This window comes from Bacillus sp. UNCCL81 (assembly GCF_900112535.1).
GTDB classification, from domain to species: domain Bacteria; phylum Bacillota; class Bacilli; order Bacillales; family Bacillaceae_G; genus Gottfriedia; species Gottfriedia luciferensis_B.
In genome coordinates this window covers 26,273-40,215 of the sequence record NZ_FOMF01000016.1, presented here as the reverse complement: position 1 = coordinate 40,215, position 13,943 = coordinate 26,273, and the positions used below count along the sequence as shown (strand labels likewise).

The 13,943-nt window shown below is 32.9% G+C and carries 14 protein-coding genes and 1 riboswitch; of the genes, 4 read left to right on the top strand and 10 right to left on the bottom strand.

The window, feature by feature from the left end; translation table 11 throughout:
• Positions 1-37: 37 nt before the first annotated feature.
• From BM319_RS22410 to msrA, 5 genes are all read right to left on the bottom strand, one after another.
• Positions 38-1,423 (bottom strand): UDP-N-acetylmuramoyl-tripeptide--D-alanyl-D-alanine ligase, encoded by a 1,386-nt coding sequence (locus BM319_RS22410; protein ID WP_091024764.1) that lies wholly within the window; start codon positions 1,421-1,423, stop codon positions 38-40.
• 80 nt (positions 1,424-1,503) lie between these two features.
• On the bottom strand, positions 1,504-2,604 hold the full coding sequence (locus tag BM319_RS22405; RefSeq protein ID WP_069033904.1) for a D-alanine--D-alanine ligase: 1,101 nt from the start codon (positions 2,602-2,604) through the stop codon (positions 1,504-1,506).
• Between the two features lie 286 nt (positions 2,605-2,890).
• Entirely contained in the window at positions 2,891-4,162 is a 1,272-nt protein-coding gene (locus BM319_RS22400; RefSeq protein WP_069033905.1) for an MDR family MFS transporter, read from the bottom strand.
• A 168-nt stretch (positions 4,163-4,330) separates the two neighbouring features.
• Entirely contained in the window at positions 4,331-4,558 is a 228-nt protein-coding gene (locus tag BM319_RS22395; protein ID WP_069033906.1) for a hypothetical protein, read from the bottom strand.
• Between the two features lie 255 nt (positions 4,559-4,813).
• A complete protein-coding gene (gene msrA, locus BM319_RS22390) occupies positions 4,814-5,761 on the bottom strand; it encodes a peptide-methionine (S)-S-oxide reductase MsrA (protein ID WP_254664597.1) in 948 nt (315 codons plus the stop codon).
• A 152-nt stretch (positions 5,762-5,913) separates the two neighbouring features.
• On the opposite strand from msrA, the gene mscL reads away from it, so the two are divergent.
• Complete coding sequence (gene mscL, locus BM319_RS22385; RefSeq protein WP_069033908.1) at positions 5,914-6,315, top strand: large conductance mechanosensitive channel protein MscL; 402 nt, start codon at positions 5,914-5,916, stop codon at positions 6,313-6,315.
• A gap of 82 nt (positions 6,316-6,397) precedes the next feature.
• Here mscL and BM319_RS22380 read toward each other — a convergent pair whose 3' ends face one another.
• Together BM319_RS22380 and lysA are read right to left on the bottom strand one after the other, a co-directional pair.
• A complete protein-coding gene (locus tag BM319_RS22380) occupies positions 6,398-7,603 on the bottom strand; it encodes a C40 family peptidase (protein WP_091024760.1) in 1,206 nt (401 codons plus the stop codon).
• A 211-nt stretch (positions 7,604-7,814) separates the two neighbouring features.
• Positions 7,815-9,134, bottom strand: a complete 1,320-nt coding sequence (gene lysA, locus BM319_RS22375; protein WP_091024758.1) for a diaminopimelate decarboxylase — start codon at positions 9,132-9,134, stop codon at positions 7,815-7,817.
• Positions 9,135-9,269: 135 nt separating this feature from the next.
• A riboswitch (Lysine riboswitch) is annotated at positions 9,270-9,443 on the bottom strand.
• A 307-nt stretch (positions 9,444-9,750) separates the two neighbouring features.
• On the opposite strand from lysA, the gene BM319_RS22370 reads away from it, so the two are divergent.
• A complete protein-coding gene (locus BM319_RS22370; RefSeq protein ID WP_091024756.1) occupies positions 9,751-10,689 on the top strand; it encodes a cation diffusion facilitator family transporter in 939 nt (312 codons plus the stop codon).
• A gap of 68 nt (positions 10,690-10,757) precedes the next feature.
• Here the strand turns inward: BM319_RS22370 and BM319_RS22365 are convergent, their stop codons facing one another.
• The 3 genes from BM319_RS22365 to BM319_RS22355 all read right to left on the bottom strand — a co-directional run bounded on the left by BM319_RS22365 (position 10,758) and on the right by BM319_RS22355 (position 12,668).
• On the bottom strand, positions 10,758-11,414 hold the full coding sequence (locus BM319_RS22365) for a VC0807 family protein (RefSeq protein WP_091024754.1): 657 nt from the start codon (positions 11,412-11,414) through the stop codon (positions 10,758-10,760).
• 225 nt (positions 11,415-11,639) lie between these two features.
• Positions 11,640-12,107, bottom strand: a complete 468-nt coding sequence (locus BM319_RS22360) for a DinB family protein (RefSeq protein WP_091024752.1) — start codon at positions 12,105-12,107, stop codon at positions 11,640-11,642.
• 174 nt (positions 12,108-12,281) lie between these two features.
• Positions 12,282-12,668: a DoxX family protein gene (locus BM319_RS22355; RefSeq protein WP_091024750.1), complete on the bottom strand. Its 387-nt coding sequence runs from the start codon at positions 12,666-12,668 to the stop codon at positions 12,282-12,284.
• Between the two features lie 175 nt (positions 12,669-12,843).
• Between BM319_RS22355 and BM319_RS22350 the strand changes: the two genes are divergently transcribed.
• Both BM319_RS22350 and BM319_RS22345 read left to right on the top strand, forming a co-directional pair.
• Positions 12,844-13,488 carry a TVP38/TMEM64 family protein gene (locus BM319_RS22350; RefSeq protein ID WP_091024748.1) on the top strand — a complete coding sequence of 215 codons (645 nt, stop codon included), beginning with the start codon at positions 12,844-12,846 and terminating at the stop codon, positions 13,486-13,488.
• A gap of 110 nt (positions 13,489-13,598) precedes the next feature.
• Complete coding sequence (locus BM319_RS22345) at positions 13,599-13,907, top strand: magnetosome magnetite crystal formation protein family (RefSeq protein WP_091024747.1); 309 nt, start codon at positions 13,599-13,601, stop codon at positions 13,905-13,907.
• The last annotated feature ends 36 nt before the right edge of the window (positions 13,908-13,943 follow it).

Here is a 13,943-nt window from a genome sequence, read left to right as displayed (position 1 = left end):
TCCCTATTTCTCCTGCCTTCCCTTCCTTATTATATGCTTACCCTTGATTTACTAACGCATTTACAACTTCTTCTAATTTCATTCCCCTAGAAGCTTTTACTAATACTAAGTCATTTGGTCGGACTTGTTGTAATAAATCTTCAATTAACTTATTTTTATCTTCGAAGCTTTTTACTCTTGAAGAGTCCATTTGTTCAAAAGCTGACGTTGCTGCAAATTTACTTAATGGTCCAAAAGTATAAAGAAAATCGAAATGAAGGTTTACAACTTCTTCTCCAATTTCTTCATGAAAAGCAATTTCTTGATCACCTAATTCTAACATATCGCCGAATACAACAAATTTTCGATTATAACCCTTTAGTTCTGAAGCAAATAAAAGAGCCGCTTTCATTGATGTAACACTTGCATTATAGGCATCATTAATAACAGTTATTCCATTATTTTCATTCTTTAATAGTTCCATACGCATTTTTGTCATTTCTAAATTCTGCATTCCAGAACTAATTTCATCCCATGTTAATGAAAACTTCCTCGCAACTGCAATAGCTGCCAATGTATTACTAATATTATGTTTGCCTAGTACGGCCAATTTGAAACGGAAATCCTTCGCTTTATTTATTTCAAATTCACTTCCAGATTCATTCATTTCAATAAATGTTGGATATACATCATTACTTTCGCTTAAACCAAAAGTTTCGATCGTATAGATTAAGTTTTTGTCTTTTGTACCTTCGATTAATAATGGTTCATCGCCATTAATGACAAGTAAACCATTTTTTGATAGTCCGCTAGCAATCTCAAGCTTCGCCTTTGCGATCCCAGCCCTTGAGCCTAGTTCCTGCATATGAGACTCACCGATGTTTGTAATGATTGCCGCGTCAGGCTCAGCTAAATTAGACAAAAATTCAATTTCTCCATAATTGCTCATACCCATTTCTAAGACAGCAACCTCTGTATCTTCTGCCATCGCTAAAACTGTTAACGGAAGTCCGATATGATTATTAAAGTTCCCTTGTGTTTTATGTACTTTATATTTTGCTGAAAGAATGCTAGTTAAAATATCTTTTGTCGATGTTTTCCCATTACTTCCTGTTATACCAACTATTTTTCCATTCCACTCACTTAAATATGATTTGGACAGTTTTTGTAAGGCTTCTAATGTATCATCAACTAAGATGACAGATGCATTTGTTGGTACATTTGAAAACTTTCTAGAACAAAGTACTGCACTAGCACCATTTTCAATTGCTTGAGGTAAAAATTGATGTGCATCGAATTTTTCACCAATTAGCGGTATAAATAATTTTCCATTTAAATCTACACGAGAGTCTGTTGAAACTCCGTTGATTGTTAAATCTTCACCCTTTAATTCGCTACCAGGGATCATGTTAATGATTTGAGATAAAGTACGTACGATTGACATTGTCACCGACTCCTCTTCTATAGCATTTTTCTTCTATTCACATGAAAACACTATTCAACCATGAATAGTGTTTTCAATTGTTAAATATTATATTTAATTTGTTGTTTTTGTTCGTAACGTTCAATTGCAAGATCGATTAATTTTTCAATTAATTTTGGATATGTTAATCCAGTAGCCTGCCATAATTGAGGATACATACTGAACGGAGTAAATCCAGGCATTGTATTAACTTCATTCATTAATACGCCACCATCTTCTGTTACGAAGAAATCAGCGCGAGTTAAGCCTGATCCATCGATTGCTTTGAACGCCACTTCTGCATAATGTTTAATTTTTTCATATGTTTCAGTTTCTACAGGAGCTGGGATAATTAGACCAGTATCGCCACTCTCATATTTTGCAGTATAATCATAAAATTCTACTGATGGTTTGATTTCGCCAACAACAGAACATTCAACTTGATCGTTACCTAATACAGCAATTTCAATTTCACGTCCAACAATATTTTCTTCAATAATTATTTTACGGTCAAATTGGAATGCTTCTTCAAATGAAGCCATTAATGCTTCACGATTCTTAGCTTTCGTAATACCAACACTTGAACCTAAGTTTGCAGGTTTAACAAATACAGGATAGCCTAATTCTTTCTCGACTGCTTCATAGCAAGACTCTGCATTTGATTTCCACTCTGTTTTTAAGAAGTGTACATATTTAGCTTGAGGAATTCCAGCTTGAGCAAATAAGTTTTTCATAATCACTTTATCCATACCAGCCGCTGAAGCTAATACACCATTTCCTACATAAGGAATATTTAATAGCTCAAGTAAACCTTGAACTGTTCCATCTTCACCATTTGGTCCATGTAATAATGGGAAAATAACGTCAACTGGGCCAGTTGAATCTTGATTTGAAGCTGCAGGAATAATTGATGAAGTTAACGCGACAGGAGCGATTTCATTTACATGTTGATCTTCATTTGAGAATTTTAAAGCTGCAACACTTTCTACTTTCCCCTCAATTTGTTTCCCTTGTAACCATTCGCCTTGTTCTGTTATATAAATTGGATACACATCAAATTTTGTGTGATCTAAAGCAGAAATAACGGCAAAAGCTGTTTGTAATGATACTTTGTGTTCTGCAGATTTACCGCCATATAATAATCCTAACTTAATCTTCATGATGTTCCCCCTACTATTTTTTGCTCTCCCTATTGTACCACTTTATACAAATGTGTATAAGCTTTTATGGGTAGAAACCTATTTTTCTTTACAACATATGCAATGATATCTGTTTTGTGATTTCTTTACAACTAAAAAAAGCATAGCTCTACTTAAGCTATACTTAGTTTGTAGACAAGAATATAAAAACTTGAATTTCAGATTGATTACAAGCGTTTTCGGGCAGTTTGATAAGTGTAATAAGCACTGCTCAATTGACGAAGCAACAAAGAAACAAGCATCCTGCGACCTATTGCGCTATACCCTGTTGATTATCTCTAATCGCTACTTTTTCATCAAGTGATCGATACATTATTCCTGATAGCACAACTCCTGTTCCAAGAATTATAAATAGCCATATTCCAAGTTTTAAATCAAATAAAAATCCACCTAATAAAGGCCCAAGAAATCCACCAATCGTCCATTTCATACTACCAACCGCCATATAGGTCGCTCTTAATTCTTCAGGTGCAATGTTGGCCACAAATGTCATTTGAACTGGTGACATAACCATTTCTCCAAAGGTGTAGTATATGAAGATTATTGCTAAGAAAAATAGAATCATCCACTTACCTACACCACCTGTAAGTAATAATGGAGGTGCAAGGCCGATTGATAAAATACCTAAGCCGAATAAGATGGTTCCATAAAACATCGTTTTTCCAATTGAACGATTCGATAAATAACTTGAAATCGGAAATTGCAAAAGAACAACTAACAATCCATTAAGCGACATTAAAAACGGGTAAGGATTCCACATACCAAATTGAGATTGAAAGGTTTGTTTAAAATAAAGTGGTAACATTCCCTCAATTTGTGAGAAACCCATTGAAATAATTACACCTGTTGCTACGTAAAAAATTAATAATTTATCAGATCTAATGATTTTCATAACCTTTTTAAAAGGTATTTTCGTTACTTCAGTCTTTTCTTTAACATTCTTTTCTGCAGGAAGTGTTTCTTTTAATAGAATTAATTGTGCAATACTATAAAGCCCTAAAGTGATTGCTGCAATATAAAATAAACTGTCTTTCGAAAAGTAAACAACAGAACTTCCTAATAACGGACCGATTACGGTACCTACATTACTTCCAACCCTTAATAATCCATATGCTTCAGTTCTTTTCTCTGGTTTAGTAACATCAGCTACCATAGCAGAAGCTGCTGGACTAAAGAACGAGTTACTAATACCTAGTAAAATTGATAAAATTAAAAATGCTGTATAGCCTTCTACTAAAGCAAAGGATACTAAAATAAGAGATGTTCCAAGCGTCGAAAAAACCATCATACGTTTTCGACCATATAAATCAGCGAGTCTACCACCAGCCATCGAACCAAATAATGATGCTATAGGTGAAATCGACATAATAAATCCTACCTTTAGCATTGAATCAACTTTTCCTTCTAGGTATAGAGCAAAAAATGGCATAAGCATCATCATTGCACTACTCGTAATCGTTTCTCCGATTACTCGAATCCACACATTACGATCCATACCTTTTAACTTTTTAAAAAAATTCATCCTTAGCAGCACCTCCTAGTGCATCATAACTTCCATATTTTAATCATATCGGAAGAATTTTAAGTTTCAAATTACTTTATATACGTATCCGATAAAATATGTTATACAAAACAAAAGGGCGTTCAAATTGACTTATCGCCATTTGAACACCCACTCTTTTTTTAACTTTTAAACTTGTTCTTTTGAAGGAACTGAGAACATCAATCCCAAAAAAGTACCTAATAGAAATAAGGTTGAACAAGAGCCCATCAATACTATGCTCACCGTTAAGCTTATGCCTGTATGTAAGAAACCGCTTCCAGTAAAATATAGTAAAAAAAGAATAAGACCAATAAAAAAGGCAATACCAGAATATTGAGTATATGTTTCAACGATTTCATAATCAGTTCGCTTCATAATGATTAACCTCCTGTTTTCATCTTTTTTGTGAATTGCAATACCTAATTTGTGACAACTTTGTGACACTTTTATAGTAACACACTTATTTCACAATTGTAAATATTTTCAGAAAACTTTTTTGAAAATATTTTGTTCAATAGTAACAAACCTCCCCCTTCTAAATAAAAAACAAAAAAACCGAGACAAATAGTCATCTCGGTTAAAATTTTAATTATTTCACTTTGATGGTACCTAGTTAAATATCCTTAGTGTCTATTTAAGAAAGATACTCTTATAATTACCATAGCCCTCTTCATCCATTTTTTCATATGGAACAAATCTTAATGCCGCAGAGTTTATACAGTAGCGAAGGCCCTCAGGTCCAGGTCCATCATCAAATACATGCCCTAGATGCGAGTCAGCTTCAGAACTTCTGACTTCAATACGCAACATTCCATGACTATAGTCCTTCTTCTCCTCAATTTCACCTTTTAGAATCGGCTTTGTAAAACTTGGCCATCCACAGCCTGAATCAAATTTATCTAATGAACTAAATAAAGGAAGTCCTGATACGATATCAACATAAATTCCTTTTTCTTTATGATTCCAAAACTCATTTCTAAATGGTGGTTCAGTTGCATCTTCCTGAGTAACAGCATACTGAATCGGTGTTAGTCTTTGCTTAAGCTCCTCTTGGCCCGTTTTCCAGTGTTCCTTTAAAAATTTTTGACGACCAGATCCTTTAAAGTAAAGTTGGTAACGAACCGGGTGCTTTTTATAATAATGCTGATGATATTCTTCTGCTTCATAAAATGGTTTTGCAGGTAAAATTTCAGTCACAATTGATTTCTTGAAAACGCCACTTTTCTCTAGTTTATCTTTCGAAGCTAGAGCTTGCTCTTTTTGACTTTCATTATGATAAAAAATTGCAGTTTTATACGAACTACCTCGATCATTAAATTGCCCACCTACATCTGTTGGGTCAATTTGTTGCCAAAATAAGTCCAATAATTTTTCATACGGATAGACTTCTGGATCAAATGTAATTTGAACAGCTTCATAATGACCTGTTAAATGTGTGCATACTTCTTCATATGTCGGGTTTTCTTTTTCCCCACCTGTATAGCCTGAAACAACTTTTATAATTCCGTCCTGTTGATCAAACGGTTTTACCATACACCAAAAACATCCACCAGCAAATGTAGCCAATTCTGTGCCCATACCTTTACTCCTCCTAAAAATTGTCATTAATTATATTTACCATATCTAATAGCCGATATAAATATTTTTGCTTAAAAAAGACCAATTCTTAACTTGAAAGAATTGAGATTTGTATGTAAACTTATACGATAATTACACAGGAGGAAATAAAAATGTTTGAAGAATTTAAGAAGTTTGCCCTTAAAGGGAATGTACTTGATTTAGCAGTCGGGGTAATTATTGGGGGTGCTTTTGGTAAGATCGTATCTTCTTTAGTTGGAGATATTATGATGCCTCTAATCGGATTGATCTCTGGAGGTGTAGATTTCTCAAGTTTAATGTACACATACAATAAAACTCAAATTAAATATGGCTCATTCATCCAAACAGTAGTCGACTTCCTAATCATCTCAATCTCAGTATTTTTCTTTATTCGATTAATTAATAGACTTTCATTTAGAAAGAAAGAAGTAGAAGAAGCAAAACCTGTGGTTCCTACTAAAGAAGAAGCACTACTTATTGAAATACGTGATTTATTAAAAGAACAGGTTTCAAATCAAAAAGGTATAAGCTAAAAGCTTATACCTTTTTGATTACCCGTAAGAAAATATAAAAAACCTCGTACTATACTAATTATAATACGAGGTTAATAAACTATTAGAATTTTCCATAACCTAAGAAGTGAGAACGAACCCAGCTATTACTTAAGCTGATTACGCTGATTCCTTTACTTCCAGCATGAACCATTTTATTTCCACCAATATAAATACCCATATGTGAAGGACCATTAATATAAGTATTTTGTAAGAATACTAGGTCTCCAGGTTGTGGAGAGCTGATTTTTGTCGCATTGCTCCAATATGTTTTTACATTTCCACGAGAGATGCCATATCCATTATGTGAATATACATACCAGATGAAACCACTGCAATCAAAACCGCTTGGAGACGTTCCACCAAATACATAAGGCACACCTTGGAATTGTAAAGCATAATCTACAAGGCCTCCAGTTGCTACTGGACCATCATTATTTGAACCTGAATCAGGTTTAGAATTTGAATTTGAATCTGAACTAGAATTTGAATCAGATTTCGAATCAGAATTTGAACTAGATTTAGCGGCTGGAGTGCTGCTAACGCTGTCATCTTCACCATCATCGCTAGATAAAGCAGCTAATTCAAGAGATTGTTGCTCAAGACGTTGAACTCTCTCATCTTCTTTTGCATTCTCTAGTTCTTTAACAGCTAACTTTAAGTTTGCTTCTGCAGTATTTAATGATTTTTGCTTTTCAGCTTGTGATTTAGAAAGTTCACTTTGTTGAGAAACTAAATCTTCTTTTGCTGTTACTAAAGATGCTTTCTTCTCATCAACAAGTTGTTTTTCTTTTAATACTTCTGCTTGTTCAGACTTTTGTTCTTTAATGATATTTTCATCAGCTTCAAAAAGTGTTGAAATTGAGTTTACTCGATTAAAGAAATCTACGATTGAGTCTGAATTAAATAAAACGTCTGTTACTAGATTCACTTTTGGTTGCTTTTGCATTGCAACTAAACGATCCTCTAATAAATCGTTACGTTTTTGAATTCTGTCTTGTAAGTATGTAATTCTTGCATTTTTATCTTTAATAATTTCTTCTGTTTCAGAAATTTCTGCTTTTTTTGCTTCTATGTTTTGCTTCGTTGTTTTAATTTGTTGATCTATTTTCTCTATCTCGTTGCTTAATTCTTTAAATTGTGATTGGAACTTATCTACTTCAGCTTGCTTTGTTTCAACTTTGCTATCAGCTAATACTGAAGCATTTGGCGCTAATGATAATACTATTGTACTTGCCATCGCCAGCACTGCTAGTTTTTTTCTTAACATTTCAGCGTTCTCCTCTCGCTAATCTACGTAAATATTTATACCATAGATTCCCGAAGAGAGTCGCAATTGTTACAATATTGTAATATAAATGATAAATATGTCTTTATATGTCGATAAATTATCATCTTTTATTAAAGGAAACGAAATAAAACACTTCTATATTATATAGAAGTGTCAGTATTGATACAAATAACACAAAAACGTTAATTATCTATCTACTAGAGTTTTCGATGTAAACTCTGTCATTTCTAACTAAATCTTCATATGTTTCACGACGGACTACTTCTCTTGAAACACCATCTTTAACAAATACTACTGCTGGGCGACGGATACGGTTATAATTATTAGCCATTGAATAGCCATAAGCACCAGTGCAAGATACAGCTAATAGATCTTTGTTTTGTACAACAGGTAAGTTACAATCCCAAATTAGCATATCGCCACTTTCACAGCATTTACCAGCAATCGATACAACTTCTTTATTCTCATCATTTGCTCGATTTGCAAGCATCGCTTCGTATTTTGATCCGTATAGTGCAGGACGAATATTATCAGTCATTCCCCCATCAACAGATACATATTTACGAATTGAAGGAAGAGTTTTTGTTGAACCAATCGTATAAAGTGTTGTTCCAGCTTCACCAACAATACTGCGGCCAGGCTCTAACCATAGTTCTGGTAGTTTGTAGTCTAGCTCTTCACATTGTTGTTTAATAATAGTAGTAATTTTTTCTATATGTTTAGCAATAGCTAAAGGCTCATCTTCTGAAGTATAACGAATACCAAAGCCTCCACCTACATTTAAAATATCAGCTGTAAAACCTAAATCATTTTTAAGTCCATTTAAAAAGCTCATTAATACATTGATTGCATGAACAAATCCATCTGGTTCGAAAATTTGAGAACCTATATGTGAATGTACTCCTAATAATTTTAGGTTAGTTGAATTTAACGAAACTTCAACTGCTTCATTAGCTTGACCTGACATAATATCGAAACCGAATTTAGAGTCTTCTTGGCCCGTCATTACATATTCATGTGTATGTGCTTCAACACCAGGCGTAACACGTAATAAGATTGATACTTCTTCATTACGTTGTTCAGCTAAGGCCTGTAATACTTCTAGCTCAAAGAAATTATCGACTACAAAACAACCGATTTTTGCATTTAAAGCTTCTTCTATTTCTTCAATTGTTTTGTTGTTTCCGTGAAAATGAATTTTCTCAGCTGGATAACCTGCTTGCAAAGCTGTATATAGCTCTCCACCGGAAACAACATCTAAACATAGACCTTCTCTTTCTATTAAGCGGGCTTGTTCAACACATAGAAACGCTTTACTCGCGTAAGCAACCTGATATTTCATTCCCGTTTCTCTTAAAGCTTCATGGAATTCCCTACATTTTGATTCAATTAATGCTTCGTCATAAATGTATAGAGGGGTACCGTAATTTTTTACTAAATCTACAGTATCACAACCTCCGATTTCTAAATGTCCTTCATTATTAATTCGACTATTACCATGTAAATACATTCGTATTCTCCCTTCAAATCAAATGTAAGATCATTCTAAGAAGCTTCCCTCAATGTATTAGTGTATTAAAAAAGACACATGAAGGATATGTTCATGTGCCTATCTCTTTTTAAAAAAGGACTTAGCCAATCACATCTCTTCAATAGCTCTTCACAAACACATGTGACAGTACTACATTTATTAAATGTAGTCCCAGAAATAAAATGTGTGGCAATTTATTTCTTCGGCATAGGATCCTTTCTCATTTCGTCATAAAACCCACAGTTCTCTAAAATGATACTCATATACAATGCAACCTCTACGAATAGACTGTTATTTTTTATATTAGTCTATGTATAACACAGTCTAAAAATAGATGTCAAACCATTTTTGAATAATATTGTCGATTTATATTCACTTCATACACACAGCTTTTCCTTTTCAAAATAATATCTATAATATAGAATATGTTTTATGCGAGAGAAAAGGTGATTCAAAAATGAAAAATCATTTCAATAAATTTAAATTAAATCTAAAAAAAACAAACCACTAACAAACTGTTAGTGGTTTTTCTTTTTTGTTGCCTTATTACAAAACTCTTAACTTAAGTAGAAAAAATTGGACAGGGGTGAATAGATTGCGTTCAAGCAAAATAGCAGTACTTTCAATATGTAGTAACACATTCATCGTTTTATTAAAATTAATTGTCGGGATTTTTACTGGTTCCGTAGCAATTATCTCTGAGGCAATTCATTCTTTATTGGATTTAGTCGCTTCAGTCATTGCATTTTTCTCTGTAAGGATTTCAAATAGACCACCTGATAAGGAACATCCTTATGGTCATGGTAAGTTTGAAAATATTTCAGGTACAGTCGAAACAATCTTAATATTTGTAGCTGGTATTTGGATTATCATTGAATCCGTTGAAAAGTTACTTCATCCTACTCCAATTAAAATGCCAATGATCGGTGTAGTCGTCATGTTAATTGGAGCGTTAATCAATTGGAGAGTAGGAAAAATCGTTCAAAAAGTAGGAAATGATACACATTCTGTTGCAATGCAATCAAACGCTTTGCATTTATTAACAGACGTTTATTCATCACTCGGAGTCGCAGTAAGTTTAATTTTAGTAAGTCTTACTGGTTGGGAATTTCTCGATGCATTGATCGGAATTGGAATCGCAATTTATATAATGAAAGAATCAATCGAACTTGGGCGTAAGTCGTTTACCCCCCTACTTGATACTGGGCTATCTACAGATGAATTAAAACAAATCGAAAATGTATTATATTCTTTTAAATCCCAATTTATCGAATACCATGATTTACGCACGAGACGTTCGGGTGCTGAGGAGCATATTGATTTCCATTTAGTATTACCATCACACATGAGCATTGAAGAAGCCCATTTACTATGTGACAAAATAGAAGAAGAAATAAAAAAGGTTTTAGTTGATCCTAAAATATTAATTCATGTCGAACCAGAAAATGAAAGAATACAAAAACGTGATTTCATAAACGCAGCAAACAAAGAAGAGCAGGAATTACAAAGAGTAGGAAATTCATTCAAGGGATAAATGGACATCAGTAATTAAAAAAACCCCACAAAGAACTTGTGGGGTTCATTCTTTTTAAAGGGCTTTTACTAAATAATAATTTCATCGGAAGGTTGCTCTGAGTCGTCTCCTTTTAATTTTTGAGCTCTCATCGTAACCATCGCATAGCCAATCGCCATAATTATGCCAAATACATATCCACCAACTGTAAAGATAATCGTACGTGAGTAATATGCTTTTAATCCATACGTATCAACCATCCACCATTGTGCAACAGCAAATACGATATCTTTAATAATCCATGCGACAAACAAATATTGAAATACTTTAAATAGTGAAGGATGTTTATATAATTTTTTACTTTCTTCACGATCTTGCCCCTGTATTGCAGCAATATCAATCATAAAATAATATGGTAATGGCTTTTTCAAAGCTAATAAAACTAAAAATACTGCGACAACCCCAAAATGGTAATACACATTATACAAAATTAAGTTTTTCGCAGAACCTAATGCCATTAAATCAACAGCTGTACTTACAGTTAATGTTGAGATAATAAAAATACCAGTAACATTAAACTGTTTAGTATACCAAAAACGAAATAAAGTATATAAGATCCCTGGAACCGTCGGTAAAAGCATCGCCCAATAATCACTAAAATAGTGTTGTAAAACTTTATATAAAACAAGCGGAAATACTAAATACAAAATTAGATCGTAAATAATTAAATTACTTTCTTTCTTCATTTATATAACCTCGTTTTTTTTGGTCTTTTTCGTCATAATCATTGCTATTTTATATTATTATTGTTACTAAAAAACAAAAATCAATTAGAAAGAGCCATATTTTATTTTGAATAACCACAATTTTCAAACTATCAAAATGACAAATTGTTAAACATGATTATAACAAAAAAATCTAAGAGCATAAACTCTTAGATTTAATGTATGGACAAAAGTCAAAAAATAACTTTACTGGTGAAGTGATCTTTTTAAACCATTTATTAATCCAGCATGTAGCCCTTCATGGAAAATGTTAAAGCTAATCATGTCTCGAACAGTCTTTATTTCAAAACTACCTAGTTTCATCTCTTTTGAAATGATTTCATCTAAACGTCCTTCATATGTAGCAATAACTTGTTCAACTTGCTGTTCTAATAAAGTAACAATTTCCTCATATGATGGTGGCTCTGCTTGCCAGTCACCTGGTTTAGTCCCACCCTTGAAGAAATCAATGAATTCTTTTGAAAGTTGGCCAGCATCACCAGTGTTAGCATAAAGTAATTGCTCATATGCCCCTAGCACATGACCTGCATTCCAAAGAATATTATTATTGAATCCTGCCGGTATTACATCTACAGATTCTTTTGAAACAGAACTAAGAACTTTCAATGTATAAACTCTTGTAAACCTAAGTTGTTCAAAAATAGCATCTGCCATCTTGATCCCTCCATATCAGATTATTACTAAAATGATCGTATCACGAATGAGGGATATTTTTCATGAAAAAGATGTTTTCTCGATAGAAACAGATGACTGTTTAAACGATCATTAAGAATCAAAAAAAGAGCCTCAATAGTGAGACTCCCTCCAGTCTTATTAACAATCAAAGCCTTAAAATAATACCATTGATCCTGGACCAGTGAGCAATAACCCTACTGCGGCTGCAATAATTAATAGATTAAACTCAAATCCATTCGAACTATTCCAGAATCCGTTCTTTATATGAACCTTTATTACCGCTACTGCCATCACTACTATTATCAACCATGCACCTATTTCTGTATATACACCAGCCGCTACAAAGAATCCACCTACAACTTCTGCCGCTCCTGTTATAAAAGCAAAAAATGCTCCAGGTTTGATTCCAATCGACTCTAGCCATTGTCCAGTTCCTTTAATACCGTAACCACCAAACCAACCAAATACTTTCTGCACCCCGTGACCTAATAAAATAATACCTAAAACAAGTCTAATAACTAATAGGCCTTCATCAAGCATATCTCCACCTCAATTCTCTTTAATTTGAGATATTTAGTGCATAATTATTTTTATTCTTTTTTTGACATATATATGACCTTTATTATAAATTTTTAAAAATGAATCAGTTTTCTTGTCTTTTAGGAATAGAATACTATAACAGAAGATTTTCTAACTCAAAAGGAGAGCATGAATCATGAAAAAAGTCGTTCCACTAATTGTAATCGGCTTTTGGATTTTAATGCTACTACTCGCAATTCGATATCATTTATTTCATTTATCATTGCAAGATATAAAACAGTTTATTGCTAATTCTTCCTTCAATCCGATGCTATTATTTGTCGCAATTTTCTGTGCAAGAATCTTTCTATTCATTCCGAGCTCTGTATTAATTGTAGTAGGTAGCTTGTTTTTTCACCCGTTTGAAACCATTCTCTTATCATTAATTGGAATGGCCATCACAGAATCAATTATTTACTTATTAAGTAGAAGTATTTTTAGTGATTCGATCCAACAATTCATGGAGAATAAATATCCCTCTCTATTTGAAGAAATTATTTCGAACCGAAAGAGATACTTATTCTTAACAGTTGCCACCCCATTAGCTCCAACAGATGGAGCATGCTTTATCGCAGCCTCCACTAATATGAAATACTTGTCCTATATTGCAATTGTGTTTGCTGGTAATATTCCGATTGCAGTTCTTTATACGTTATACGGAAATTTCTTACTTGGCTCACCATGGATTACAATCTGTATTACTGCTACAATCTTAGTCGGATTTTTCATTTTCATTTCTTTAAAAAAGAGACAAAAAAAGGATACACATTTCTCAGCCTAAACTTTTTCAATATGTATTTTAAAAAATTATTAATAAATAAATCGATTTTTATATATAAATTAAACTATACTAAGATTAATTAGAATTCTTTAAGAAACCGAGGTAAAAAGATGGAAACAAATAAGATTTTGTCCTCATTATGTTATTTTAGCGTATTCTTCGCACCTTTCTTATTCCCAATAATTGTGTATTTCGTCGCAAAGGATCAACAACTAAAATCGCATTCTAAACGAGCATTTTTTTCACATATCCTACCATTTCTAACAATTATTATTTTAGCGGTTATTTCCCTTTTCACTTTTAATACTTTTGGTGACGGTGCAGGTTTTGCTCTTATAGGTGGATTTATATTAGCATTCATTGTTAATTTAATCGTCTTTATATGGAATATTGTTCAAGGTATTAAAGTACTGATGTAAATTCGTCATGTTTTCTACATTATTTCTCAGGAAATT